Source organism: Agrobacterium larrymoorei, assembly GCF_005145045.1.
GTDB lineage: Bacteria > Pseudomonadota > Alphaproteobacteria > Rhizobiales > Rhizobiaceae > Agrobacterium > Agrobacterium larrymoorei.
This window is the reverse complement of sequence record NZ_CP039692.1, coordinates 278117-303352: the sequence shown is the minus strand read 5'-3', so window position 1 is coordinate 303352 and position 25236 is coordinate 278117. Positions and strand designations below refer to the sequence as shown.

At 57.8% G+C, this 25236-nt stretch carries 23 protein-coding genes; 13 read left to right on the top strand and 10 right to left on the bottom strand.

Annotation, left to right across the window (positions count from 1 at the left end; genetic code table 11):
- The first annotated feature begins 89 nt into the window (after positions 1-89).
- Entirely contained in the window at positions 90-1337 is a 1248-nt protein-coding gene (locus CFBP5473_RS15710) for a glucoamylase family protein (RefSeq protein ID WP_328703248.1), read from the top strand.
- Between the two features lie 6 nt (positions 1338-1343).
- Here the strand turns inward: CFBP5473_RS15710 and CFBP5473_RS15705 are convergent, their stop codons facing one another.
- Together CFBP5473_RS15705 and CFBP5473_RS15700 are read right to left on the bottom strand one after the other, a co-directional pair.
- Positions 1344-2135, bottom strand: coding sequence for an MOSC domain-containing protein (locus CFBP5473_RS15705; protein WP_210239301.1), 792 nt, complete (start codon positions 2133-2135; stop codon positions 1344-1346).
- Entirely contained in the window at positions 2128-3807 is a 1680-nt protein-coding gene (locus CFBP5473_RS15700) for an FAD/NAD(P)-binding protein (RefSeq protein ID WP_027676092.1), read from the bottom strand. The genes CFBP5473_RS15705 and CFBP5473_RS15700 overlap by 8 nt, the downstream gene beginning before the upstream one ends.
- Positions 3808-3913: 106 nt before the next feature.
- Between CFBP5473_RS15700 and CFBP5473_RS15695 the strand changes: the two genes are divergently transcribed.
- Positions 3914-4447 carry a cytochrome b gene (locus CFBP5473_RS15695; RefSeq protein WP_210163863.1) on the top strand — a complete coding sequence of 178 codons (534 nt, stop codon included), beginning with the start codon at positions 3914-3916 and terminating at the stop codon, positions 4445-4447.
- 12 nt (positions 4448-4459) lie between these two features.
- Complete coding sequence (locus tag CFBP5473_RS15690; RefSeq protein ID WP_084631702.1) at positions 4460-5287, top strand: RibD family protein; 828 nt, start codon at positions 4460-4462, stop codon at positions 5285-5287.
- Here CFBP5473_RS15690 and CFBP5473_RS15685 read toward each other — a convergent pair.
- The 4 genes from CFBP5473_RS15685 to CFBP5473_RS15670 form a co-directional block, all read right to left on the bottom strand.
- On the bottom strand, positions 5216-6013 hold the full coding sequence (locus CFBP5473_RS15685) for a class I SAM-dependent methyltransferase (protein WP_027676088.1): 798 nt from the start codon (positions 6011-6013) through the stop codon (positions 5216-5218). The two genes, CFBP5473_RS15690 and CFBP5473_RS15685, sit on opposite strands and share 72 nt — an antisense overlap.
- A complete protein-coding gene (locus tag CFBP5473_RS15680; RefSeq protein WP_027676087.1) occupies positions 6010-7056 on the bottom strand; it encodes a glycosyltransferase family 4 protein in 1047 nt (348 codons plus the stop codon). Before CFBP5473_RS15680 ends, CFBP5473_RS15685 begins: the two co-directional genes overlap by 4 nt.
- The gene (locus CFBP5473_RS15675) at positions 7053-7451 is read right to left on the bottom strand and encodes a 6-pyruvoyl trahydropterin synthase family protein (protein ID WP_027676086.1); all 399 of its coding nucleotides are present in this window, start codon (positions 7449-7451) and stop codon (positions 7053-7055) included. The genes CFBP5473_RS15680 and CFBP5473_RS15675 overlap by 4 nt, the downstream gene beginning before the upstream one ends.
- Positions 7452-7521: 70 nt before the next feature.
- Positions 7522-8484, bottom strand: a complete 963-nt coding sequence (locus CFBP5473_RS15670) for a zinc-dependent alcohol dehydrogenase (RefSeq protein ID WP_037171200.1) — start codon at positions 8482-8484, stop codon at positions 7522-7524.
- 193 nt (positions 8485-8677) lie between these two features.
- Here CFBP5473_RS15670 and ribA point away from each other — a divergent pair, with 193 nt between their 5' ends.
- The 3 genes from ribA to CFBP5473_RS15655 are packed head-to-tail and all read left to right on the top strand — an operon-like array spanning position 8678 to position 11324.
- Positions 8678-9784: a GTP cyclohydrolase II RibA gene (gene ribA, locus CFBP5473_RS15665; protein WP_027676084.1), complete on the top strand. Its 1107-nt coding sequence runs from the start codon at positions 8678-8680 to the stop codon at positions 9782-9784.
- A 23-nt stretch (positions 9785-9807) separates the two neighbouring features.
- Positions 9808-10572 (top strand): CDP-alcohol phosphatidyltransferase family protein, encoded by a 765-nt coding sequence (locus CFBP5473_RS15660; protein ID WP_051441320.1) that lies wholly within the window; start codon positions 9808-9810, stop codon positions 10570-10572.
- Positions 10569-11324, top strand: a complete 756-nt coding sequence (locus CFBP5473_RS15655; RefSeq protein WP_027676083.1) for an FkbM family methyltransferase — start codon at positions 10569-10571, stop codon at positions 11322-11324. Before CFBP5473_RS15660 ends, CFBP5473_RS15655 begins: the two co-directional genes overlap by 4 nt.
- Before the next feature lie 8 nt (positions 11325-11332).
- On the opposite strand, the gene CFBP5473_RS15650 is transcribed toward CFBP5473_RS15655, so the two are convergent.
- Complete coding sequence (locus tag CFBP5473_RS15650; protein WP_037171197.1) at positions 11333-12253, bottom strand: lysylphosphatidylglycerol synthase transmembrane domain-containing protein; 921 nt, start codon at positions 12251-12253, stop codon at positions 11333-11335.
- A 206-nt stretch (positions 12254-12459) separates the two neighbouring features.
- On the opposite strand from CFBP5473_RS15650, the gene CFBP5473_RS15645 reads away from it, so the two are divergent.
- The 6 genes from CFBP5473_RS15645 (at position 12460) to CFBP5473_RS15620 (ending at position 20049) form a co-directional block, all read left to right on the top strand.
- Positions 12460-13953 (top strand): LTA synthase family protein, encoded by a 1494-nt coding sequence (locus tag CFBP5473_RS15645; RefSeq protein ID WP_234881836.1) that lies wholly within the window; start codon positions 12460-12462, stop codon positions 13951-13953.
- A gap of 130 nt (positions 13954-14083) precedes the next feature.
- Positions 14084-14977, top strand: coding sequence for an iron-siderophore ABC transporter substrate-binding protein (locus CFBP5473_RS15640; RefSeq protein ID WP_169696894.1), 894 nt, complete (start codon positions 14084-14086; stop codon positions 14975-14977).
- Entirely contained in the window at positions 14974-16941 is a 1968-nt protein-coding gene (gene fhuB / locus CFBP5473_RS15635) for a Fe(3+)-hydroxamate ABC transporter permease FhuB (RefSeq protein WP_027675233.1), read from the top strand. The genes CFBP5473_RS15640 and fhuB overlap by 4 nt, the downstream gene beginning before the upstream one ends.
- 40 nt (positions 16942-16981) lie before the next feature.
- Positions 16982-17788, top strand: a complete 807-nt coding sequence (locus tag CFBP5473_RS15630; RefSeq protein WP_051441262.1) for an ABC transporter ATP-binding protein — start codon at positions 16982-16984, stop codon at positions 17786-17788.
- Positions 17789-17863: 75 nt separating this feature from the next.
- On the top strand, positions 17864-18097 hold the full coding sequence (locus CFBP5473_RS15625) for a DUF2171 domain-containing protein (protein WP_027675235.1): 234 nt from the start codon (positions 17864-17866) through the stop codon (positions 18095-18097).
- Positions 18098-18264: 167 nt separating this feature from the next.
- The gene (locus tag CFBP5473_RS15620) at positions 18265-20049 is read left to right on the top strand and encodes a sensor domain-containing diguanylate cyclase (protein ID WP_027675236.1); all 1785 of its coding nucleotides are present in this window, start codon (positions 18265-18267) and stop codon (positions 20047-20049) included.
- Between the two features lie 4 nt (positions 20050-20053).
- On the opposite strand, the gene CFBP5473_RS15615 is transcribed toward CFBP5473_RS15620, so the two are convergent.
- The 3 genes from CFBP5473_RS15615 to fba form a co-directional block, all read right to left on the bottom strand.
- Positions 20054-21676 (bottom strand): ABC-F family ATP-binding cassette domain-containing protein, encoded by a 1623-nt coding sequence (locus CFBP5473_RS15615; RefSeq protein WP_027675237.1) that lies wholly within the window; start codon positions 21674-21676, stop codon positions 20054-20056.
- A 159-nt stretch (positions 21677-21835) separates the two neighbouring features.
- Positions 21836-22495 carry a peroxiredoxin gene (locus tag CFBP5473_RS15610; protein WP_027675238.1) on the bottom strand — a complete coding sequence of 220 codons (660 nt, stop codon included), beginning with the start codon at positions 22493-22495 and terminating at the stop codon, positions 21836-21838.
- 179 nt (positions 22496-22674) lie between these two features.
- Entirely contained in the window at positions 22675-23739 is a 1065-nt protein-coding gene (gene fba, locus CFBP5473_RS15605; protein ID WP_027675239.1) for a class II fructose-bisphosphate aldolase, read from the bottom strand.
- Between the two features lie 413 nt (positions 23740-24152).
- Here fba and CFBP5473_RS15600 point away from each other — a divergent pair, with 413 nt between their 5' ends.
- Positions 24153-25154, top strand: coding sequence for an ABC transporter substrate-binding protein (locus tag CFBP5473_RS15600; RefSeq protein WP_027675240.1), 1002 nt, complete (start codon positions 24153-24155; stop codon positions 25152-25154).
- The last annotated feature ends 82 nt before the right edge of the window (positions 25155-25236 follow it).

The following is a 25236-nucleotide window of genomic DNA, read 5'->3' as shown; positions in this document are numbered from 1 at the left end:
GCATTAAGCCTTGAAGAAGAAGCTGAGCCTACCGATATTTTATGAATGTAGTCAGGAGTGACCGCTTTGTCGGCGGTGATTGAGTAAGATTGCAAAAAGAACACATCGAGCAGACCTCCCGCTTTCAGGTCGATCTTTTAGACGACATCCACAGCGCAACATTCGAATATTTCTGGGCCGGGTCCAACCCGGTCAGTGGCCTGCCCCGAGACCGAATGCGATCCGACGGCAATGTCATCAACGAGATTGCGTCCGTTTCCGGCATCGGCTTCGGTCTTCTGGCCATTGTCGTCGGTGCGGAGCGAGGCTGGATCAGCCGTGAGCAGGCGGTAACGCGGGTTGCGAAAATGCTGCAATCGCTCTCTTCCGCTCCCCGGTTTCACGGCGCGTTCCCGCACTTCCTGCACGCGGCTACGCTGGAGGTCATTCCCTTCGGGAAGCGGGACGATGGGGCCGATCTGGTGGAAACCGCGTTCCTGATGCAGGGCGTGATCTGCGTAAGAGAATATTTTGCTGACGACAGGCCAGAGGAAATGGCAATCCAAAAGGTCGCGGATGAACTGGTTCGGACCGTGGAGTGGAACTGGTTCACGCGCGGAACGGATGGCCCGCTTTTCTGGCACTGGAGCCCCAAATTTCGCTGGGCGCGCAATGTTCCAATCACGGGCTGGAACGAGGCGCTGGTGTCCTATGTGCTGGCTGCGGGGGCCGAGGCACATTCCATTTCGCCGGCCAGTTACCACAATGGCTGGGCGCGACATGGGGATATGGTCAACGGCAAGGACTATCTCGGCACCGTTCTGCCTCTTGGCGAACCATTCGGCGGGCCGCTTTTCCTGTCACAATATTCGTTCTGTGGCCTGAAACCTTATGGCCTGAAGGATCTCTACTGCGACTATCAGAAGCAGGCCGAGGCTCATGCGCGCATCAACCACGACTATTGCAAGTCCAAATTTCCCGATAGCCCGATATGGGGACTGACGGCTTGCGACGGACCGAAAGGTTACCGCGCTTTCTCGCCCACCGTCGATGGCGGGGTCATCGCACCAACCGCTGCGCTATCCAGCTTCCCCGTTTTGCCCCATCAGGCGCAAGCGGCGATGGAGTACTTCGTGGCTTATGAGAATGGCAGGCTGCTGGGCCGTTACGGTTTCGTCGATGCGTTCTCTCCGAGAACGGGATGGGTGGCGGAAACGCATCTGGCAACCAATCAAGGCCCGGTCGTCGCGATGATGGAGAATTACCGATCCGGCCTCCTGTGGCGTCTTTTCATGGGTGCGGCAGAGGTGAAGTGTGGCCTCGAAAGGCTGGAATTCAAATGGTCCGGGCAAGCCTGATATTGGCTACCCTTCGATGAAGACATCCGAGCCGACTTTGACGATGCCGTTATCGATGATGTCGCAATAGATGCCAAGGCAGCGGTGGTTGTTGCGCAGGATCGTTCTTAGAACGTCGGGCTGTTCCGGCAAATCCGGCTGGGCGATGAGGGTCATGCCACAACGTTTGGTACGCTCGATAACGATGGCCCGGACGTTCCCGATATGCAGGATTGCACCGATCCAGCTATCCTCTATGAAACCGTCTTCCTCCTCCGTCGCAAGCAGCAGGGAGGGCCGGAAGCGGCGGGCATCGGCTTCTTTGGATGCCAACTGACCTTCCAGCATCTTAAGAGAGCCGGTCGTCAAAAGGTGCAGCGGGCTTGCTGCGTAAGAACGGCTGATAACGGGAAGTCTCGGCTCCAAATTTGCAGTAACATCCGCATATTGTCCGACTGAAACGGCAAAGCCGAAGTGAGCAGAAAGCCGGTCGTGCAGTTCTGCGTCGCTGACCCTAAACTCTGCGCCGTCTGGAAAACGGATATAGGTTTTGCCTTCCTCATCTATCCAACTAGAGAGAAAAAGCGCGGGTCGCCAGCGCGGATCTTTTTCCGGTGCAGCCAATATGCCGTCCGCATCGAACAGCCCGAACTGGCGGTCGCCGGACAAACCGTTCTCATCCACGAATGTTGATCCGCAAGCTTCGCCTCCCAGCGAGCTTACCGGATACCGCCAGAGTTGTTTTACGTGGCCGATCTTCTTCATCCCGGCAAAACCTGTCTTCCGTTCCAGGGTTTCGGCAGGAATATCATCAGGCAATGAGAAGCTCATAGGCCTCCGTTTTCGAAATATCGTCAAGTATCGATGCCGCGACCGTCTCACCGATTTCCGCAGCGCTGGTGATGCCCTGGATGAAGGGGTGCTTGTGCAGCAGATAAGGGATCGCGGCACAATAGAGCCTCGTATGAAGCGCGCCGCCCGATCTTATTCGATAGTTCTCATCGACATCGATGCCGCCAAGATGCGCAACGGCTTTCTGCTCCTCGCCGGAAAAGATGCTGGCTTCGGCTGGGGTCGGTGCCTGTCTGACGATCTCTTGCGACACAAGGCTGCGGAAAGGAATGTCGGAAGCGGAGCGGGCACTTTGGCCGGTCGCGTCTATGAAGGTATCGAACTCCAGCGTAATATCCTTCATTGTCACGGTCGCGCCACGCTTTCCTTCGGTGGTGGATATTTCGTAATCCGCTCCAAGCTTCTGGATTTCCAGCACACCTGCATTGTGAAGCGCCAGCAGCCGCTGGATGGAGAGATGCGGAACGGTCGCATATTCATCGATGAAGATGCTTTTGAAGGATTTGCCGAAGCGCTTGAAATCCGTCTGATCGAGATGCGGCACGATTTTCGCTATGATTTCATGCGTGATCATGATCGCGTAGCGCCACGGTACAGTAAACTGTGCCGTCATATTATGCTGCGCTTCCGCAAGGTTGAGCGCAGCCCAGGCGAAAGGATCGGTACCGGAACGCCGCGCATAATAGGCGTCCGCAAAGTCATCCACGGTTAGATCGGATAGCCCGATCTCCATCGCGTAGTCCGGATCGGCGATAGACAGTTCGCGCCTGAACAGCTCGAACGTCGCATCCAGAAGCCCGGCGGGACCACGCGAAATAAGCTCCTCCACCGCTTCAACCGTGCAGACCCTCGGCGTCTCGTAAGGAAGAGGGCAGAAGAAATCCGCTTCCGGCAGCAGGCCCTTGCGAGACATCAAGGTGGCGTGAAAATCCTCACTGCCATTTGCTCGGCTGTAGGTCAGCGCGCCCACCTCGTCATAGATGAACAGCCCGTTGGACGTGGATACGGTCATCAAGGCATCGATGGCGCTGAGAGATGTACCGAGAATGCCGAGCTTTCCGCCATGAATACCTTCCAGCGCGGTCGCAGGCCATGGGGAAATGAAGTAGCCGGGTTTCGTCTCGGTCGTGTCAGGCCAGTCATGGCCGGTTGCCATCACTACATGATCGAATGTTGTGCCAAACGGGTCCGCGCCTTCGACCACGATGCGTATTTCGCCTCGTTGGATCGCGATATCCGTCACGCGATGCCCGGCCCTGACCGTGACCTTGTGCCCGTTCCGCTCTGAAAGCGAAAGCAGGAACTGGAACTGCTGGTGAAAATAATCACCCAGCACCACGCGCGGATAAAACTGCCGCTCGTTGATTTCGGCTCGCACAATGCCGAAGCGTGCAAGATAATCGTCTGGCCGATCTCTGAGCCAATCGACAAGCGGCTGCGATATGAGAGGTATTTCGATGCTGGGAATGTTGGAGAGCATCACGGGATCGTTGATGCCGGGGAGATAAGGCGTGCCTTTGCCCGCTTCCATCTCGGCTTCATAAACCGTAATTTCGAGCGGTGTGGTGGATGTCGCCAGATTTTTCAGGGTGTAGATCCCCGTAGGCCCCGAACCGATTATACCAACTCTGTTTTTCATGCGACCTTACCAACGCCCTGTACCGGGTGGTTAAGCATCTGAACCAGCTGCTGGTTCCATGCGTATAGGCAGTGTCTAATGGCGTACATTGTGGAGGAGGGAGAAGATGACGCGCGACCTGATGCAGAGCGTGCCGAGACATAGCCGCGCAGCCCGCGTGTTGCACTGGATTGTCTCGGTTCTCGTGTTCATCACATGGCCACTCGGACTGATGATCGGCTTCGTCAAAGACGAGGTGAAACTGGATTTCTATCTCGTGCACGAGAGCTTCGGTTTTCTTGTCCTCTGGGTCATGCTTTTGAGGGTGGGGGCGAGGCTTTTTCAACCCGCTCCTCCCATCCAAGGACCAGCGATAGAACGTATCGCAGCCCACACCGTTCATGGCTTGCTCTACCTCTTTTTGATCGTCATGCCGGTTTCCGGCTTTCTGGCCACCAATGCTCACGGGTTTCCGCTGCAATGGTTCGGGCTGGTCCCGATCTGGAGCCCACTTGGCAAATCGCCGGAGATCGCGCCGACGCTATCGGCCATCCACGGGTGGAGCGCTTGGATCATTTTGGGTCTTTTCGCGTTACACATGCTGGCAGTGATCTTTCACCACCTGATCCGCCGAGACGCCACGCTTTACCGTATTCTTTGAACAGGGACGTCGATGCGCAATCTCCATATGACTGACAGGCTCTGGACGCGGCTTCTCTCTATTCGCGACGGGAAGGACGCGCTTCGCAGAAAAGAGGCCGATCCGGCCTTTTCGCTTTATGGCCCGATTGCTTCGGCGTGCGACGGTTTCGTGCTTGCGCAGGTGGGCCAGTCTCTGGATGGGCGGGTTGCCACGCCGAGCGGCGATGCCCGCGATATTTCAGGGCCGGATGGCCTTGCGCACTTGCATCGCTGCCGCGCTCTTGTGGATGCGGTGATCGTAGGTATCGGAACGGTGCAGAACGACAATCCGCGTCTTTCCGTTCGAGAGGTGAAAGGCCCGAGCCCCACCCGCGTCGTGATAGACTGCCGTGGCGAACTGACTGGTGATGAGGGATTGTTCCATGATGGCGGAGCGCCGGTCATCGTCATTCAGGGGCATGATGCTCCGATGTCTAACCACCGCGCCGATGTTGTAAGGCTCAAACGTGGGCCTTCAGGTCTCGATCCGGATGATATTTTGAAGTGTCTGGCCGAACGTGGATTGAAGCGGATCCTCGTGGAAGGTGGAGCGAAAACCATCGCGCGCTTCATCGATGCCGGTCTGGTCGATCATCTCCACGTTTGCATCGCGCCCCTGATCATCGGCTCCGGTCCTTGCGGCATATCCCTGCCGCCGATTGCGCAGCTTTGCAATGCGCATCGCCCCGCCGCAGAGGTTTACGGGCTGGGAAGCGATGTGCTTTTCGACTGCCGCCTGAAGGCGCCTTTAGTGAAGGGGCAGCGCCAGAAAATCCGTGTGGCCGACGATGCAGACGCTGCCGTCTACGCCGGTGTTTGAGTGACGGAAGTCGAGCCAGTCCTTGAAATCGGCAGCAGCAATATTGCCGATCTCCTGAATTGGTCGTTGAAGCCCTGTTAGGAACTCTCTCTGTAGCTGCGCCTGCGATGGACCCAGACGCCAGGGGCTATCTGCCGTTTCCACCGAAAATCCCAGTCCTTTGCAAAGTAACGAAAGGTGCTGCGTCGCATCCGGGCCAAGTGCTGGTCCAAAACCCTTATCTGAACGCTGGTGCCGGTTGAAATCGTGAGAGACCTGAGCATCCAGCGGATGCTTCACCGTCCACTCCATCACACCATCATAATTGAGAGCCGCATAAAGCCCGATGCTCTTATGCGCCAACCGCTCGACAAACCTGTCGCAGAAGTCTGCCGAACAGAGATCGAACAGAGCGGAAGCGGTGACGAGGTCAACATCTTCCAACAGCGTTTCATCCAGCCTGTTGAGGTCGGCGCAGTGAAATTCTACATCGTCGTGGTCGCCGATCTGACGCTTTGCTTCCTCCAGAAGCGCTGTCTCGTAATCGAGAAGCCTCCACTTTGTGTTGGGTAGCAACGGCGAGAGGGTGCGGTAGGTCGAGCCTGTACCGCATCCGATATCCATGATGACATGCGGCTGCGGGCGGGCGTCGAGATAGCGACGGACCTGCTCGAGCATCGGCTGGGCTCTTGCTGCGCGGTCTGCCGGTTCGCGGAGTTTAAGCCAGTCCTTGTCGAAACCGCTCATGCCAATTCTTTCAGTTTTTTCGAAATGATCTCCGAAGTATCTGCCCAGCCGGGCAAAAGCGCGCCAGCGCGTGATGCTGCCTCCGCTCGACGCGCACGTTCCCGAGGATCGCTCAACAACGTCCGCAGCGCCGCCGCGATTGCGTTCACGTCGTCCACCGGAAGCAGAAAGCCAGCATCAGCGGGCACGACATCCGGCACCGCGCCAGCCTTGCAGGCAATGATCGGCAAGCCGTGAGACAGGGCTTCAGCGAATACCATGCCGTAACCTTCATAGCGGCTGGCGAGCGCGAAGATATCGGCTTTCGCGTAGGCCGGCCCCAGATTGTCGGACTCGCCCGCGAGGATAATGCGATCCGAGAGCTCCAGCGTCTCTATCTGCCCCTTAAGCGCGGCGGCCACGGTCGGGTCCAGATGCGGACTGCCTATGATCGTTGTTTGCCACGCCAGATCGGCAACCTTCGCCAGTGCCGCGATCAGTACGTCATAGCCTTTGCGCTGGGTAAGCGAACCGACGGACAGGATTTGGGGTACGTCATTCTGCGCTTTGGGCTTGGAGGATGGCTTCGCCGTTCCCGGAACGGCTACGGCAATTTTATCGGCTGGTACAGCGAAGTTTTTCGTAAGCTCCGCTGCCGTCATGGGTGAGGTCACGATCACATGGCGTGTGGCGGCGAGTGCGGCTCTTTCGCTCTGCCGAAGCGGTGCCTGCTGCTCTTTGCTCAACCCGGTTTCGAGTGCCAGCGGATGGTGAACAAGGGCGACGATGTTGAGCCGGTCGGCCTCGCGCTCCGCCCAGTCATCCATAATGCCGAAGGCAAGGCCGTCGATTACCACCAGCGCGCCGTCCTCCAATGCGGAAAGGCGTCGCTCCGCTTCCTTCAATGCTTCCTGATTTGGAGAGGGAAAGCCGTCTCCAAGGGCAAGAAGCTCGACATTCCAGCCAAGCTCTTTCAGGCCTTTGATGATTTCCCGGTCATAGCCATATCCCCCGGTCCGCAGTTCAAGATTGCCGGGGTAGGCGAAGGTGAGGTGTGATGTCAAAGGTCTGCCTCATACCAGCCGCGAGCAGCGTGAGATTCATGAAGGGTGACTTTCAGGCGGGATATGCGATGGCTGCCGGGACCAAGGCGTTTTGCCGCGACCGCTGCTGCAAGCTCATCGAAAATATGCTTGGCGATGACTTCCGTGGTGCTGACCCTGCCTTTGAAGACATCGAGTTCATCCAGATTCTGGTAGTTCAACGGCTTCAGCACCTCCGAAAGAACAGTGGTTGCAGCCCCGATATCGACAGCCAGACCATCCTCGTCCACATCCTTGGTGAAAAAGGCTGCATCCACAACGAAGGTTGCGCCGTGCATGCCCTGTGCCGGACCGAAGACCGGACGCGGAAGGCTGTGGGCGATCATGATGTGGTCTCTGACTTCGACTGCGAACATGGTTTCTCTTTCGTTTGAGCATTTTCAGCAAAAGTGTGAAGCGGTTTTGCGTTCGGATAATGCGTTAGGTCTAGTATTGAATGCGGTGGCAGAGCGTGTCCTGCGATGACAGGATACGTGGGTAATCGGCGGCCAGATCAGCGAATGCCGTCTCGCCGGAAATCAGATGATCCAGCCTTTCGTCACGCAAAAGCTCGAGCGCTTTTGCCATTCGTCGCGAAAACGTCCAGCGGGCTTTGCGCGATGAGGGAACAGAGCCGACCTGTGAACTGATGAGAGAAAGCCGCTTGGAGTGAAACGCGCCGCCAAGCGGAATTGTAACGGTCTTGTCGCCATACCAGCTTGCTTCCACTATCCGCGCTTCCATCCCAGCATGTTCGACCGCGTTGGCTAGGGCGGCCCCGGATGCGGATGCATTGATCAGCACATCGAACTCGCCTTCCAGATCGCCTGGCTGGACGAAGGAAATGCCCATGGCCTCCGCGTGGCGGCGGCGGTCAGGGTTCACGTCCACTAGAATGGTTTCCGTTCCGGCGATCCTTGTGGAAATGTTGGCGATAAGCGTACCCACGACCCCGGCCCCGAATACCGCAACGCGGTCACCCGGCTGAATGAAAGCATCCCAAACGATGTTGAGGGCAGTTTCCATATTGGCCGCAAGCACGGCGCGCTCGGGCGGAAGGCCTTCCGGCAAGGGTGAGACCATATCCGCCGTCGTTATGAAAAAATCCTGATGGGGATGCAGGCAGAAGACGGTTTGACCGACAAGCTCCTCAGGACCGGCCTCGATCACGCCCACGCAGGAATAGCCGTACTTTACGGGAAACGGAAAATCGCCTTCCATGTGCGGTCCCCGCATCCGCTCGAATTCGCTGTGCGGCACTGCTCCGTTGAAGATCAGCGACTCCGTTCCTCGGCTGATGCCGCTGTAGAGGCTGCGAACCAGAACTTCATTGGGAGCTATCGTCTTCAGGACCGTTTCTCGTATGCCGCATTGGCCTTTGCTCTCGATCCAGAGTGCTTGAGACTTCATTGGTGATGAGATTGCTGCGGTGCCGTTAGCAGATGCCAAAAGGGTGATCCCAATAAATGCGTGTTCAATGGAGCGTATTGCCAAGCCAAGCGTTTTGTTCCGTGGATGTCAGCAAAATAAATTCACGCCCGCAAGGAAATCCGCCCGCGATCTTCTTCGTAAAAAACAAAAACGTCCAGGGAGAGTATGTCAGATGTCGCATGGTACCCAGCCAACTTTCCAGTTCACCACACCGGCGATCGAAGTAGAGCGTGCCGTCGCGGAGCTTCGTTTTGGTCGCCCCGTCCTGTTGTCCTCCAACGAACGAAAGTTGGCCGTTCTCGCCCTCGATGCAGTCGCACCGTCGATCTACGATCAGTTCGCAATGGCGGTAGATAACAAGCATTCGCTGCTTTTGACGGCCCCTCGGGCAACCCGGCTCGGTATCGTCGGTAGCGGTGATATACTGACGCCTCTCGCAGGTGTGAGCTTCGAGCAGGCCTCGCGCCTGTCTTATGTTTTGGGTGCCGAGCGCCCATCCAGCTGGATGAAGGCCGATGATCTTTCATCTCAGACTGCGGAACTCGCGCGGATCGCGCTTCTGCTTCCGGCGATGGTTATGGCGGATGTCTCGGCTTCGAATGAAAGGTTTGCCGGATGCTGCGAACTGGCCGCTGAAAATCTGAAGGGGGCGGATGTTGCCCGCCAGCGTTTCGAACAGGTGGTTCGCACGCGCGTTCCGCTGAAGGATCTGGGAGACTCCGAATTCGTCGTTTTCCGGGGTGGCCTTGCGCAGAAGGATCAGGTGGCAATCGTCGTCGGCAAACCGGATGTCTCGCGCACCGTTCCGGTCCGCATCCATTCCTCCTGCATCACCGGCGATCTTTGCGGTTCGCTGAAATGCGATTGCGGCGATCAGTTGAGGAACGGTCTGGCTCTGTTAAAACAGGCAGGCGGCGGGGTTCTGCTTTATCTCGATCAGGAGGGTCGTGGCACCGGCATTGGCGCAAAGATGCGGGCTTACGGCTATCAGCATCTCGGCCTCGATACGATCGATGCCGATGCGGAGCTGGGGCTTGCCGAAGATCACCGCCGCTACGAATCCGCCGTCTCGATGTTGCGGCACATGAACATCTCGAAAGTCGCCGTCTACACCAACAATCCGACCAAGATCAGCGCACTGAGGGCTGGGGGCATAGAGGTAGATGCGCGTGCGCCGGTGACAGGGACGGTAACGGCTGAAAACCAGAATTATCTTCGCACGAAAACCCTCCGCGCCGGTCACATGATGGACTTGAAGGCGCTGGTTGCTGCCGAGTAATATTGGGCCGCAGGGAGGATTGAATGGCACTTATACATGGCGATGCGCCTCATAATCTGAGGGACCGAAAGCCCCTCATCCAAAACACGCTGGCGCATCTTGCCTGCCTCATGATCGGCACAATCGTTGTCGCCTTGGTCGTGCGGATGGAAATGTCCATGGGATGGGATTTTGTGGCTGCCGCCGTGCTTTCCCTCTCCATCATTTTCGGCTTCGTCGTTTATCTTCTGCCGAGCTATCCCCACCGATGTTTCGGCTATGCCAACATAGTCACGGCATTTCGGGCCTCGCTCGTCAGCCTTACCGGAGCGACTGTGCTCTGTTTCGAAAGTTTGCAACATGCCGATACGGTTCTTTGGATACTGGTCGGCGTCGTCCTCTTTGCGTTGGCGCTGGATGGTATCGACGGATACCTCGCCCGCCGGTATCGGCAGGAGTCGGAACTGGGTGCCCGCTTCGATATGGAGGTGGATGCCTTCCTCATTCTCATCCTTTCCGTTGCAGCCGCCATGCTGGACAAGGCAGGAGCTTGGGTGCTTCTGATCGGCCTGATGCGATATCTCTTTGTTGCAGCAGGCTGGTTCCTTCCGGTGCTTAACGGGGAATTGCCATCGTCGCTGAGGCGCAAATTCGTTTGCGTCGTGCAGGTTGCCACCCTCTGCCTGATCCTCGTTCCTGCGGTGAGCGTGCCGCTATCCAGCACTCTCGCGGCGATCTCCCTGATGCTGCTGGCAACATCTTTTGCCATCGATATTGCCTACCTCCTGCGCAAGCGGGTGGCGGGATGACAGTCGCCAATAATCTATCGTCATCGCTTGGCCTCGCACGCTCGCTGGTCGTCTATTATGGTCAACCCTGGCGGCGTTATGCGCTGAAGCGTTTTTATCGCTCCCTCATTTCGCCCGGCGAACTTGCCTTCGATATCGGCGCGCATGTGGGCAGCCGCAGCCGCACGCTGCTGGATATCGGTGCAAAGGTCGTGGCAATCGAACCGCAGCCGATTTTTGCGGATTTCGTAGAAAAGCGGCTGGGAGCTGAACTCGAAGGCTTCGAGCGCGTCGCTGTCGGGCGTTCTCAGGGAACGGTCGATCTCCTGATCTCCAGCCGCCATCCGACCGTTACCAGTGTTTCTTCCAGTTTCGTGGACGCGGTGAAACAGAATGCCGGTTTTGCCCACGTGGATTGGGACAGGACGGTCAGCGTTCCTATGGTCACGCTGGATGATCTGATCCAGAAATACGGCATGCCCGTCTTCTGCAAGATCGATGTGGAGGGTGCGGAAGCGGAGGTGCTAGCGGGTTTGACGAGGCCGATCAATCTCGTCGCGTTCGAATACATCCCGGCAATGCCATCGGTCGCTTCCGATGCGATGGAAAAGCTCCTGTCGCTCGCGGACTACCGGTTCAACCGCGTCGAAGGCGAGACCCACCGCTTCACCTCCGATCAATGGAGAACGGGTAGCGAGATGCTGGCAGAGCTGCAGAGCATGTCAGCGGAGGCCCCATCCGGAGACGTCTATGCGCGTGTAGAGCCTGCCTGATGTCTGTCTCATGCGCGGCTTGGACGCTGCCTGAAGGCCGTAGCCGCAAGGAGAAAAAGACCGGGTGCGGCACCGGCCAACGAGAGCCAGCCATAGGTAATGCTTGCAGCAAGTCCCTCCACAGAGGATGCGCCGAGCATGGGCCACAGCGCCATCGCCGCCGCCTCGCGCGTGCCCCAGCCGCCAAAGCCGGTGGGTATCAACATCGCAACCAGACAGAACGGAATAATCGTGATGCCCGCGACGAAGGGAAGGTTCGATCCGGTTGCCTGCGCGGCAATGAAGAACGTCGCGACATAGGTGAAGAGGATGGCAGCACTTGTCAGTGCATGAAACAGCCATGCCTTCCGCCGGACGAAAACGTTAAGCAGGCTTTCGCCCAGTGCGCTCTCGGCGGCCTTCCATTTTCTGATCCAGAAGAGGACCACGGCAAGAGCTGCGACCAGCGCGATACCGAGCACAAGATAATGCCTCGCATGCTGACCGAGATTGGCGTCCGTAACGAAGGGCCAGATCGAAAGGCCTATCATTGCCAGAAGAAAGAAGGCAATCTGGCCGGAGAGCCTTTCGAAAATCACGGCCTTGGCGGGTTGTTTCCATCCTCCGGGGCCATCGCTGCGCATTCTCCACGCTCTCAACGCATCGCCACCTATTCCGCCCGGCAGGGTCTGGTTCAGCACGCTGGCGACATAATATTCGCGGATGGCCTTGAGCGGCGCGATATCTTGGTCGAGGCGCCGGGAGGTAAATCGCCACCGCAACGCAGACAGCACGATCTGAACCTGAACCAGCGCAAGGCAACCGATGATCGCGGTCCACGAGATGCGAGACAAAGATTGCTGAAGCCCATTCAAGTCTGTCCGCAGGAGGATGATAATTCCAAGAGCCGCCAGAACGATGAGGGACCCGAAAATTCGCAGTTTGTTCAAGCGCGGCGGCCTCTGTATTTTGCCTGTTATTCCAACAGCGCTTTACGTGCGGGGAATGGGAGCAGATTGGATTGATTGGAAAAAGCTGGACAGGTCCCAAACACATTAACTTGAAAGCTGCGGTCGGTGCAGTGCTTTTCTCCGTCACCGCCTTGCTTGCTTTCACTCTGCCGGACCATCCTGACGCGATTGGGTTGGACGCATTTATGCGCCTTCCATTGGAGTGGCCGTTGATCGCAATCCTCGTGCTGGTGGCGCGCGGGTGGCTGAGGCGCCTCGTTATTTTCCTTAGCGGCTTCGTGGTCTTTCTGATGCTTTTCCTGAAGATCGCGGATATCGGCGTGCAAAGTGCATTCCAGCGTCAGTTCAATCCGTACCTCGATGTGAAAATGCTGACCGATGGCTGGAACCTGATCTCCGGCACCATCGGTACTCCCGCGGCCCTTGTGGCGCTGACATGTGGCATCCTTATCCTCTTGCTTGTCGCATTGATCTTCCTCAAATCTCTTCGCTGGATGGCCGAGGCGCGAGGACATTTGCGGCGGCTGCTTATCGGTGTCTTTGCCTTCATCGTCGTTATTGCCGGAGGACTTTTGCTGCTGGATAGAACGCGCGTGGAGTTGGCAACGCCGACCTATCTTGCCGCGAGGCTCAGCCTCATCGTCCGTTCGGTCGAGGATATGCAGGTTTTCGAAAAGGCGCTAGGCACCGGTATCGGTCCTCAGGATGGAAAGGGTCTCTTCCGGGCGGTAAAGGGTAAGGACATTGTTCTCATCTTCTTCGAGTCCTACGGACGATCTGCGGTCGAGGACCCCCGCTATTCCAATGTCACCCTGCCGCGCCTTTCGGCGGTTCAAAGACAGATCGAGGCGGCAGGGCTGCATGCGGCAACCGGTTGGGTAACGTCTCCGACTGTCGGCGGCATAAGCTGGCTGGCGCATGGCACGCTTCTGTCCGGGCTGTGGGTTGATAGTCAGGCACGTTATGACCGTCTGATGATCAGCCATCAGCCCAGCTTGAACCGGCTGTTTTCTCAGGCGGGCTGGCAAAGCGTGGCCGTCATGCCCGCCATTACCATGGCGTGGCCGGAGTCCGATTATTTCGGTTACGATCAGATACTTTCCGCATCCGGACTGGGATATCGCGGCAAACCATTCAATTGGGTCACCATGCCGGATCAATATACGCTGTCGGCGTTCGACAGGCTGGCGATCAAGCCAGCTCATGCGCGCGGTCAGAACGTGATGGCGGAAATCGCGCTCATCTCCAGCCACGCGCCGTGGACGCCGGTGCCGAAGCTCATTGACTGGAACGATATCGGCGATGGTTCCGCATTCAACGACCAGGCCACAAGCGGCGATCCTCCGTCCGTCGTTTGGGCCAATCCAGACCGCGTGCGCAGCCAGTACATACAGACCATCGATTACACTCTGGCAACGCTGGGAGAGTTCATGGCGCGGCAGGGGCCGGGCGTGTTCTATATCATTCTGGGCGACCACCAGCCCGCCTCCATCATAACGGGGTCGGGAGCCTCCAGAGCGGTGCCCGTACATATCGTCACCGATGATGCGCAGTTACTCGAACGTTTCCAGCAAGATGGTTTCACAACGGGCATGACGCCGACGAACGCCACGCGGGAACGACCGATGAACGAACTTCGCCAGCTTCTGATCGATGCTTTCAGTGGCCAGCCAGAGTAGCGCCGGGCTACGGTCTCGCAAAAAAACTTGAGATTCTTAGAATATATTTCTTTCCAGTCCACTTTAGCCTGCTATTACCCGGTTGGCGAAAGCGCATCATCGCTTTGAGGGTGAAAAGGCAGATCGAGGCATGGAACGAGGGTGGCAGGTGATGTTGAGACGGCGGCAGGCGCTCGCGCTGTTGGCGGCCTCCGCATTCGCTCGCCCTCTTCAGGCTCAGGCTCTTCCCCGCCTCGCGGCCATCGATTGGGCGATGCTGGAAACAAGTGTCGCGCTCGGTATCATGCCGGTGGCCGCGACCGAGCTTATCCAGTTTCGCAAAGGTGCCGTAGAGCCACGCATCCCGCAAACGGTGATTGATCTTGGGCTGCGCGGTGCGCCGAATTTCGAGCTTCTGAGCCTCATCAAGCCGGATTTCATTCTGATCTCGCCATTCTATACGCGCTACGAAAGCCGGTTGGGCGGCATCGCACCGCTCATCTCCCTGCCGTTTTACGTGCCTGGACAGCCACCCTTCGAAAAGGCTCTTGCTGCAGTGTCTGCGCTCGGTGAGAAGCTGGGGCGTAGCGAGGAGGCGACTGCGGTGCTCGATCAGGCGGGGAGCGATCTGGCCCAAATGCGAGAGAAGCTCGCGCCGTTCGCCGCTCGCCCGACATATGTGGTGAATATCGGCGACGCCCGCCATTTCCGTGCGTTCGGGACAGATAGCATGTTCGGCGATGTGCTCGGGCGGCTTGGTCTGCCCAATGCCTGGAAGGACGTATCGCGTTTCACCTTCGCCGCGCCGGTGCCGTTGGAAAACCTTGCGGCTGAGCCCGAAGCGCGCATCGTCATCGTTTCGGATGTTCCCGTAGAAGCCAGAAGTTCTTTCTATGGCAGTGCCCTATGGAGTTCTCTTGAATCTGTGCGGCAGGGGCGGGTGGTCATGCTCGGTAACGTCAATCCCTATGGTGGCATCACCGCAGGCATGCGTTTTGCCCGCCTGTTGACGCAAGCGCTTCTTGCACAGGCAAGCGCACTATGACGGCAAGAAACCTCTGGCTTTTTGCCGTACTGACCCTCATCGCAGCATTTTCGCTTTTCCTGCATGCGGCCACCGCCCGCCTGCCTTTTTCGGTCTGGCCGGGTTTCCCGTTCGATCTGGCGCAGATGACGACGGATCAGATCATTCTTGCCTATGGCATATTTCCCCGTGCGTGTGTTGCTCTGCTGGCCGGAGCAATGCTCGGGCTTTCGGGGGCGTTGTTGCAGCAGCTTCTGAGAAACCCGGTTGCCGATCCGTCGACACTTGGCATCTCGGCGGGCGCGCAGCTTGCCATCGTTTCCGCAACATTGTTCTGGCCGTCACTATTGGATGGATATCGCGGGATGGTCGCGCTGGGCGGGGCAGCCGTTGCGGCAGTATTGGTGTTCATGCTCGGCTGGCGGCGCTCTTTCGAGCCGGTCACGATGATCGTCTCCGGCCTGTTGATCGGCATTACCGCCGCGTCCCTCTCCGCCGCACTGACGCTATCGCAGGGCGAATACCTGATGTCGCTGGTGACATGGAACGGCGGGTCGCTCAGCCAGCAGGATTGGTCGGCGGCCCGGTCGCTCGGCTGGCAACTGGTGGCGGGGCTGGCCGCGACCGCGCTGTTGATCCGGCCTTTGATCGTGCTCGGATTGGGCGATACTGGCGCGAAATCCCTTGGCGCCTCACTCTTTGCAACGAGGCTCGCTGTCGCTGCCCTTGCGGTCGGTCTGGCTGCCTTCGTTGCCGCCGCCGTCGGCCTTGTCAGCTTTGTCGGTCTGGCAGCACCTGCCTTGGCGCGTGGCCTCGGTGTCCGGCGGCCCGCTTCCGTCATTTTCGCCGCGCCGCTGATCGGTGCCTTGCTCCTCTGGTTTTGCGATGGCGCCGTGCAACTGCTTGCCAGCAGCATGAGCGAGACATTTCCGACCGGTGCCGTTACAGCGCTGATCGGCGGACCGCTGCTTCTGTGGCTTCTGCCAAAGGTCAAGTCCACGGAGATATCCGGCTCAGACGAGCGAGGCTTTGCACGACGACGCGGATATTCCGCTATCGGCGTGATCACAATTGCACTGATGGTCATCGCTTTTGTTGCGCTGTTTTTAGGACGGTCGCCGGAAGGTTGGGGTTTCCTCAGCACATCGCAGCTGTCTGAAATCCTGCCCTTCCGCTGGCCGCGCCTTCTGGCGGCTTCTGCCGCCGGTGGCCTGCTTGCGCTTTCGGGTGCTATCCTGCAACGATTGACGGGCAATCCGATGGCAAGCCCGGAGGTGTTGGGGATCAGCGGTGGCGCGGGTCTTGGTTTTGCGGCGGCGCTTACCGTTTACCCGCTGGCGGGAAATCTCGAACTGTTCGGTGGCGCTGGCATCGGCTCGTTGATCGTTATCGCGCTTGTTCTGATCTTTTCCAGTCGGCGTGGCCTGAGCCCCGAGAAAGTGCTGCTGGCGGGCATCGCCATCAGTTCACTTGGCGCGGCGGTGCTTTCTGCTCTTCTTTCGGTTGGCGATCAGCGGGCATGGCAGATCCTTGCCTGGCTCAGCGGCTCCGGTTCAACCGCTACGCCATTGTCGGCAATTCTGCTTGCGCTCCTATCCATTCTTCTGCTGCTTGTCGGCATCACCTTCACCCGGTGGCTGACGATCCTGCCGCTGGGTCTGCCTGTTTCCCAATCGCTCGGCCTGCCGCTTAGGGTGTCGCGGGTCACGATGGTCGTCGTTGCCGGTGTTGCCACTGGTGCGGCTTCTCTTCTTGTCGGGCCCTTGAGTTTCGTCGGGCTGATGGCACCGCATATCGCGCATCGTGCTGGCTTCACCACAGCGCGACATCATCTCATCGCCTCATTCCTCTTCGGGGCGCTCCTCATGGTGCTTTCCGATCTGGGAGCCAGAACCGTCACATTTCCCTATGAATTGCCGCTGGGGCTTTTTGCGGCGTTGGCCGGTGCACCTTATCTCGTCTGGCTGATTGGACGCCGCACATGAGCCTGCGCTTAATTCTCGTATTCTTCAAAGGTGGCTGCCTATGACGCTGTTGCAACAGACAAAACTGGCGAGCAACCTTCTGTTCTCCCTGCAGGATGTCTCCGTTTCCGTGCCGGGCAAGACGTTGTTGCAGCCGCTGACTGCCTCCTTCGAAGCCGGAAAGATCATCGGCCTTATCGGCCATAACGGCTCGGGAAAATCCACACTTCTCAAAGTGCTGGCACGGCTTCAGGAGCCGAGTTCCGGTAGCGTCTCCTTCGAGGGAAAGGACTTGAAAAGTTGGGGTGGGAGAGAGTTTGCCAGACGGCTTGGCTACCTGCCGCAATATACCCCCTCCGCCTCAGGCATGACCGTGAAGGAACTGGTGGCACTGGGACGATACCCATGGCACGGCGCGCTCGGTCAGTTCAGCGCAGAGGACCACGCAAAGGTGGAGGAGGCGATTGAACTGACGCATATTGGCGGCCTTGCGGAGCGCCTTGTCGACACGCTTTCCGGCGGTGAGCGGCAGAGGGTATGGCTGGCGATGCTGGTGGCGCAGGATACGGAATGCCTGCTGCTGGATGAGCCTATTTCCGCGCTGGATATGGCGCACCAGCTCGAGGTGCTTTCGCTGGTGCGTGCTCTTTCGCATCGAAAGGGCGTTGGCGTCATCGTTGTGCTGCATGATGTGAACATGGCGACGCGTTTCTGCGATGAGATCGTTGCGCTGCACACCGGGCGCATCATCGAAAGAGGCACGCCGGACGAAATCATGACGGAGGCTGCGCTTGAGCGGATTTATGGGCTGAGGATGAATATCGTGACCCATCCAGGCTCCGGCTTGCCCGTCGCTCTTCCTGCCTGACATTCAAAAATACAGGAACGAAAGCTGCACCCGTTCATTTCCTTCATGTCAATTACAACACAGGAGGAAATACTCATGGTGTCTGCGACAAGTATCCGCGAGCATATGGAAGTTAAAGCTGCCGATGGCAGCCATATCGGCACGGTCGATCGTCTGGAAGGCGAAAGCCGCATTAAGCTCACCAAGAACGATGCAGATGACGGCAAGCATCATCTCATCCCGCTGGATTGGGTGGATCACGTCGATTCTCATGTCCATCTCAGCAAGTCCGCATCCGATGTGCGCCAGGGCTGGGAAACGCTGAACTAAGTCGAGTTCAGTCATAGATGACAAAATGCGGCCAGCGAGCCGCATTTTGTATTTGGGGAATCTGGTACCCCTTAAAACAATGACCCATAAATTGCCCTATGTGCTACAACCGTAACGAAGTATTTTCTTTGATGTAGTTATCTGGCGATAACTGAAGAGAGACTTCCATGCGAATAAGCGCGATAACCAACTGGGCCTATATTATAACCGTCGCGCTGACGCTTCTTGCCGGTGGTTCTTTCATCCTTTCCTCTAGTTTTGCCGATCTGGAACGGCGCGCTGTCGAGCAGCATCTCACGGTTCAGGAGATTGCCGACGAATTGGACATTGCAGCGGAAAAGCGCAGCGATGATATTCGGCTTTATGTGATGCGCGGAGATGAGGCGGAGCTTGCCGCTTTTTATGTCGACGAGAATGCCGAGCGCGGCTTCGAGGCACTTGCTGAGAAGGCACGTACCAACGGGGCGACCGAGCAGGAGCAGGTGCTGTTGACGGATATCGCGCGACAGGCAGAGGCGCTGGATGAAATCGAAGAACGCGCCATCGCCGAAATGCGGCAGGGCCAGCGGACTGCTGCGCAGCAGATCGTTTTCGGTGACGAACATAACCGTCTGCAAACCGCTTTGCTGGCGGATGTGGAAAAGCTCAGCCAGATGTTGACGGCACGCACCGGCGCCGTGCTGGAAGATGCCAAGGAAAAGAGCGACATTTTCGGGCTGCTCGCACGCGTAATGCTGACGCTGACAGCCATCGTGTTTCTCAGCGTTCTCTATTTCGTCGTCAAGAAGCGCATTGCCAATCCCATCGTAACGATGACGGGTGTCATCAACCGACTGGCCAGACAGGAATTCGACGTCGAGGTTCCGCATCTCGACCGGCGCGATGAAATCGGTGAGATGAATGCCGCAATCGAGGTGTTCCGGGCCAATGGCCTTGAGCGTGAGCGGCTGGATGCGGAGCTTCGCAAGGACCAGCGGATCAAAGACCTCATTTTGCAAATGATGCATCGGCTACAGGCCTGTCAGGCAGAACATGAGATCGCAGGCATCGTTTCGCTTTATATGCCGCAAATTTTCCCGGATATGGCGGGAGCGCTGTTCATTCAAGACGAGACCCACAGCAATCTTCTGGTGCGCGGCACCTGGCGGGAGCCGAAATACGCCAAAGTCTCTTTGCAGCCGAGCGACTGCTGGGGCTTGAGGCGCGGACGTCCTCATTTGGGTGATCCAGCGGATAATGATGTCATCTGCCCGCATCTTTCGGCATCCGACCTTTGCAATCTCTGCGTTCCGCTCACCGCTCTTGGCGATATTGTCGGGCTGCTGTCGCTGGAAGCAGAGGATTGCGATCTCGTTATCAATGCCCGGGTCTATCTTGAGCTGATTGCGGAAAATCTGGGTCTTGCCATCGCTAATCTGCAACTGCGTGACCGGTTGACAGGGCTTGCGACGCGCGACGCCCTAACGGGTCTGCTCAACCGCCGGTCCCTGGATGAGGCAATAAACCGGCTTGGGAAAAGAGAGCCGCAGGGTAACCAAAGCTGCCTGATGCTGGATATCGACCACTTCAAGCGCTTCAACGACGAATTCGGCCACGATGCGGGCGATGCCGTTATCAAGCATGTCGCAAGCATTCTCGTCAGCGCGGGTGTCGAGCAGAGCAAGGTTTATCGCTTCGGCGGCGAGGAGTTCACCGTGCTTCTCGACGGGCTGAGCGAAGACGAGGCCACGGCATTCGCAGAAAGCCTGCGGGAGAAAGTGGCCAAGGCGCCGCTTTCCGACAGGGGACGTTTTCTCGGCGTGGTTACCATTTCGATTGGCGTGGCATCCGCGCCGGAACAAGGCACGGTCAACACGCTGGTCACCCGCGCAGATGCGGCTTTGCTGATTGCCAAGGAGCGCGGACGCAACAGAACCGTCCGCTCCTCATCGCTGGTCAAGGAACGCGTTTGACGTTTTATGCTACGAGGCCGGGAGCTTCCGAGCCGGTGCGCTCCACATATTCTGTGTAACCGCCATCATATTGATGGATGCCATCCGGCGTCAGTTCCAGAACGCGGTTGGACAGCGCGCCAAGGAAATGGCGGTCGTGCGAAACGAAGAGCATCGTGCCTTCATATTCTGAAAGCGCCTTGATCAGCATTTCCTTCGTGTCGAGATCGAGGTGGTTGGTCGGCTCATCGAGGACGAGGAAATTCGGCGGATCGAACAGCATGGCGGCCATGACGAGACGCGCTTTTTCACCACCGGAAAGCACGCGGCACTTCTTTTCCACGTCGTCGCCGGTAAAGCCGAAGCAGCCGGAAAGCGCGCGAAGCGGTGCTTGCCCTGCCTTCGGGAAGTGCTGTTCCAGCCATTGCAGAATGGTGGCGTCCCCATCCAGCAGATCCATCGAATGCTGGGCGAAGTAACCCAGCTTGACGCTGGCGCCAATCGTCACGATGCCATCATCCGGTTCCGCAGTGCCGGTCACCAGTTTCAACAGGGTGGATTTGCCAGCACCGTTCACGCCCATAAGGCACCAGCGCTCCTTGCGGCGGATCATGAAATCCAGCCCGTCATAGATGGTGCGGCTGCCATAAGCCTTTTTGACCTTTTTCAGCGAGACAACGTCTTCGCCTGAACGAGGAGCTGGCAAAAATTCGAAGGCAACCGTCTGCCTGCGGCGCGGGGGCTCTACGCGCTCGATCTTGTCCAGTTTCTTCACGCGGCTTTGCACCTGCGCTGCATGGGAGGCGCGGGCCTTGAAACGCTCGATGAACTTCAGCTCCTTGGCAAGCATCGCCTGCTGGCGCTCGAACTGGGCCAGCTGGTGCTTTTCGTTCAGCGCACGTTGCTGTTCGTAGAAACCATAATCGCCGGAATAGGTGGTCAGCGATCCGCCATCGATCTCGATGATCTTGTTGACGATGCGGTTCATGAATTCCCGGTCGTGGGACGTCATCAGCAGCGCACCGTCATAGGTCTTCAAGAAGTTTTCCAGCCAGATCAGGCTTTCGATATCCAGATGGTTGCTCGGTTCGTCGAGGAGCATAACGTCCGGGCGCATGAGAAGAATGCGGGCAAGTGCCACGCGCATCTTCCAGCCGCCGGAAAGCTTGCCGACATCGCCGTCCATCATCTCCTGGCTAAAGCTGAGGCCCGCCAGCACTTCGCGCGCGCGGCCTTCCAGCGAATAGCCATCCAGCTCTTCGTAACGTGCCTGCACTTCGCCGTAGCGTTCGATGATCTCGTCCATCTGGTCGAGTTGATCGGGATCCACCATGCGGGCCTCAAGCTCGCGCAACTCGGCCGCAACGACGCTGACGGGACCAGCGCCTTCCATGGCTTCCGCCACGGCACTGCGGCCTGCCATTTCGCCCACATCCTGATTGAAGTAGCCGATGGTGACGTTCTTTTCCGCCGCGACCTGACCTTCGTCAGGCTGCTCCTCGCCCGTGATCATGCGAAAGAGCGTGGTCTTGCCCGCGCCATTCGGCCCCACAAGCCCGACCTTCTCGCCACGGTTCAGCGCAGCGGACGCCTCGATGTAGAGAATGCGGTGGCTGGCGGATTTGCTGATATTTTCGATGCGGATCATGGGGAGCGGGACCAAACTGTCAAAACTTTTGCGCCCCTATGCCATGCCCCGGCGCCAGTGTCATCCGCTGAATGCGCGCAACAGGAAATCGCCATCCATCTGAAACGAAAAAAGCGACCTGTTACGGTCGCTCTTCTCGTACTCGCTTGGGAGGCGATGTCAGGCCTGCGGCTGCTTGGTCTTGCGCAGATAAGGCAGAACAGTGTCGAACGAACCGAAGCGCTTGATCGCATCTTCGTTGGAAACGGCAGCGGTGATGATCACGTCGTCACCCTGTTTCCAGTTCGCAGGCGTGGCGACCTGATGTTTTGCCGTCAGCTGAATGGAGTCGATGGTTCTGAGGATTTCATCGAAGTTGCGGCCGGTCGTCATCGGATAGGTGAGGATCAGCTTGATCTTCTTGTCCGGGCCAATCACGTAAACGGAGCGAACCGTCGCGTTATCGGCAGGCGTGCGGCCCTCGGAGCTGTTACCAGCATCGTCCGGCAGCATGTCGTAAAGCTTTGCGACTTTGAGTTCCTTGTCGCCGATCAGCGGGTAGGCAACCTCGAAACCGGTCGCGGTCTTGATGTCCTGCTTCCACTGTGCGTGGCTTTCCACGGGATCGACGGAAATGCCGATGACCTTCACATTGCGCTTCTTGAACTCTGCATCCAGACCAGCCATCGCGCCAAGCTCCGTGGTGCAGACCGGCGTGAAGTTCTTTGGATGCGAGAAAAGGACCGCCCAGCTATCGCCGATCCAGTCGTGAAAACTGATCTGGCCCTGGGTGGTATCCGCCGTGAAATCCGGCGCGGTCTGGTTGATGCGCAGTGTCATTATGTGCTCCCGTAAATTCTGTGGTAATTGTGGCGCGAAGCCTATCGTTTGTCGCCGAACATTTATGCTCGCGCGGAGGCTGCGGAGAAAAATGCTTCTGAATTTTGCGGAACACAGCAATATTCGTTCAGATAGAAAGGTCTGCCGGAATTTCTTCCGGCAGACCGAACTTGATAGCCTTACGAAATAACCGGATCCAGCGAGCCCGAAGCATAGCGCTTTGCCATGTCACGCAGCGGGATCGGGTTAATCTTGTTGGCCTGACCTGCGGTGCCGAACAGTTCGAAGCGCTCCTTGCAGAGCTTCGTCATCGCTTCGCGTGCAGGCTTCAGATACTTACGCAGATCGAATTCCGCGGGCTCTTCTGCAAGAACGCGGCGGATCTGGCCGGTAATGGCCATGCGGCAGTCGGTATCGATGTTGATCTTGCGAACGCCATTCTTGATGCCGCGCTGGATTTCCTCGATCGGAACGCCAAACGTCGGCTTCATCGCGCCGCCGTAAGCGTTGATGATATCCTGAAGATCCTGCGGAACGGTAGAAGAACCATGCATCACAAGGTGCGTGTTCGGCAGCTTGCGGTGAATTTCCTCGATGACGTTCATGGCAAGAACGCTGCCATCCGGGCGACGCGTGAACTTGTAGGCGCCGTGGCTGGTACCCATGGCAACGGCCAGAGCATCGACCTTCGTTTCCTTGACGAACTTCACGGCTTCGTCCGGGTCGGTCAGAAGCTGGTCGTGCGAGAGCACGCCTTCTGCACCGTGGCCGTCTTCCGCTTCACCCATGCCGGTTTCCAGCGAGCCGAGCACGCCGAGTTCACCTTCGACGGAAATGCCGCCGTAATGCGCCATGTCGGTGACCTGACGTGTCACGCCGACATTGTATTCCCAATCGCCCGGCGTCTTGCCATCGGCCTTCAGCGAGCCATCCATCATGACCGATGTGAAGCCAGCCTGAATTGCCGTCATGCAGTTTGCCGGCTCATTGCCGTGGTCGAGGTGAACGCAGACTGGGATATCAGGGTAGATTTCAACCACTGCATCCATCATGTGCTTCAGCATGATGTCGTGTGCATATGCACGCGCACCGCGCGATGCCTGCATGATGACAGGAGAATTGGTCTCGCTGGCAGCATCCATGATGGCCAGGGCCTGTTCCATATTATTGATGTTGAAAGCAGGTACGCCGTATTCGTATTCCGCAGCATGATCGAGCAATTGGCGGAGCGTAATTCGTGCCAAGCTATTTCTCCCTAGTTAGTTGTTTTCCGTCATTGTCGATGACCTATGAACCGAGTAGGTGATCGATTTCTCATCACGGGAAACACTATTGTCTTGAAGGGGATAACTCTCCAAGCGTTTTTTGACGCGAAAGATTTTTCAAACGATTTGGATCGAATCTTTTTTGTGTGGCACCCGAAAAACCGTGGTTTGAGGGGGTGTTCGAGGGCTCTGTTGTGCCCGACTCAGCCTTTTATTCAGACATTCAAACATTAGAAGCTGTCGTAGTTAAGCGAAAAGCCGTCGCTTTCTGCGCAGGCTGTCGGCGGTCTTCAAGCCATCATCCTGACCAAACTTGCAAAAGACAAGAATTGGGTCGGGTTCAAGCGGCGTTCCCGGCCTTCGCATAATTGCCGCCAATAAAGGGAACAGATATGAATAGACTGCTTGCATCGACCTGTCTGCTATTCGGGCTCTTGGGCGGCGTCTCCGCCGCCAGCGCTGCCGAGTGCGGTAGCCCGACCATCGCCAGCATGAACTGGCAAAGCGCGGAAGTGCTTTCCAACATCGACAAGATCATATTGAACGCAGGCTATGGCTGCAGCGCGGACATCACCGTTGGCGATACGGTGCCGACCATCACTTCGATGGTTGAAAAGGGACAGCCGGATATCGCGCCGGAAGCCTGGGTGGATACGCTGCCGGATATCGTCAAGCGTGGTGTGGACGAGGGCAAGCTGGTGGTTGCCGCGACAGCCCTGCCGGATGGCGGTATTCAGGGCTGGTGGATACCCAAATACTTCGCCGATGAGCACCCGGACATCAAGACAATCGGCGACATGCTGAAGAACCCGAAGCTCTTTCCCGATCCTGAAGACCCCAGCAAGGGCGCCATCGTGAATGGCCCGCAGGGCTGGGGCGGCACGGTCGTCACCGCGCAGCTTTACAAGGCTTATGGCGCGGAAAAGGCTGGCTTCAACCTCATCGACAGCGGCTCCTCCGCCGGTCTGGACGGCTCCATTGCCAAGGCTTACGAGCGCAAGCAGCCGTGGGTCGGATATTACTGGTCTCCGACCGCGCTTCTCGGGAAATACGAAATGGTGAAGCTGGCGCATGGTGTTCCGGCGGATGCTGCCGAATGGAAACGTTGCAACACGGTGGCCGATTGCCCCGACCCGAAGCCGAATGACTGGCCGGTGGACAAGGTCGTGACGCTGGTGGCAAAGCCTTTCTCCGAAAAGGCCGGTCCAGAGGTCATGGACTATCTCGACAAGCGTTCCTGGAGCAACGCCACGGTGAACAAGCTGATGGCCTGGATGACCGATAATCAGGCGACCGGCGAAGATGGCGCCAAGCACTTCCTGAAGGAGAACCCGGACGTCTGGACGAAATGGGTATCGCCCGAAGTTGCCGAAAAGGTAAAGGCGTCGCTCTGATGAATTCCCCGCCGACCGCCTGAAAGCCGGTCGGCAAAGCGAAACGACATGCGGCATCTACCTGCCGCATGTCACGCCATGG

Bases quoted from the DNA above. Each gene is read 5' to 3' on its own strand.
- CFBP5473_RS15645 (WP_234881836.1), top strand. From the start codon at position 12,460: ATGCGCCTTCCATTGGAGTGGCCGTTGATCGCAATCCTCGTGCTGGTG.
- CFBP5473_RS15660 (WP_051441320.1), top strand. From the start codon at position 9,808: ATGGCACTTATACATGGCGATGCGCCTCATAATCTGAGGGACCGAAAG.
- CFBP5473_RS15695 (WP_210163863.1), top strand. From the start codon at position 3,914: ATGACGCGCGACCTGATGCAGAGCGTGCCGAGACATAGCCGCGCAGCC.
- CFBP5473_RS15690 (WP_084631702.1), top strand. From the start codon at position 4,460: ATGCGCAATCTCCATATGACTGACAGGCTCTGGACGCGGCTTCTCTCT.
- CFBP5473_RS15700 (WP_027676092.1), bottom strand. From the start codon at position 3,807: ATGAAAAACAGAGTTGGTATAATCGGTTCGGGGCCTACGGGGATCTAC.
- CFBP5473_RS15615 (WP_027675237.1), bottom strand. From the start codon at position 21,676: ATGATCCGCATCGAAAATATCAGCAAATCCGCCAGCCACCGCATTCTC.
- CFBP5473_RS15640 (WP_169696894.1), top strand. From the start codon at position 14,084: ATGGAACGAGGGTGGCAGGTGATGTTGAGACGGCGGCAGGCGCTCGCG.
- CFBP5473_RS15610 (WP_027675238.1), bottom strand. From the start codon at position 22,495: ATGACACTGCGCATCAACCAGACCGCGCCGGATTTCACGGCGGATACC.
- CFBP5473_RS15670 (WP_037171200.1), bottom strand. From the start codon at position 8,484: ATGAAGTCTCAAGCACTCTGGATCGAGAGCAAAGGCCAATGCGGCATA.
- CFBP5473_RS15620 (WP_027675236.1), top strand. From the start codon at position 18,265: ATGCGAATAAGCGCGATAACCAACTGGGCCTATATTATAACCGTCGCG.
- CFBP5473_RS15655 (WP_027676083.1), top strand. From the start codon at position 10,569: ATGACAGTCGCCAATAATCTATCGTCATCGCTTGGCCTCGCACGCTCG.
- CFBP5473_RS15685 (WP_027676088.1), bottom strand. From the start codon at position 6,013: ATGAGCGGTTTCGACAAGGACTGGCTTAAACTCCGCGAACCGGCAGAC.
- CFBP5473_RS15630 (WP_051441262.1), top strand. From the start codon at position 16,982: ATGACGCTGTTGCAACAGACAAAACTGGCGAGCAACCTTCTGTTCTCC.
- CFBP5473_RS15675 (WP_027676086.1), bottom strand. From the start codon at position 7,451: ATGTTCGCAGTCGAAGTCAGAGACCACATCATGATCGCCCACAGCCTT.
- CFBP5473_RS15600 (WP_027675240.1), top strand. From the start codon at position 24,153: ATGAATAGACTGCTTGCATCGACCTGTCTGCTATTCGGGCTCTTGGGC.
- ribA (WP_027676084.1), top strand. From the start codon at position 8,678: ATGTCGCATGGTACCCAGCCAACTTTCCAGTTCACCACACCGGCGATC.
- CFBP5473_RS15625 (WP_027675235.1), top strand. From the start codon at position 17,864: ATGGTGTCTGCGACAAGTATCCGCGAGCATATGGAAGTTAAAGCTGCC.
- fhuB (WP_027675233.1), top strand. From the start codon at position 14,974: ATGACGGCAAGAAACCTCTGGCTTTTTGCCGTACTGACCCTCATCGCA.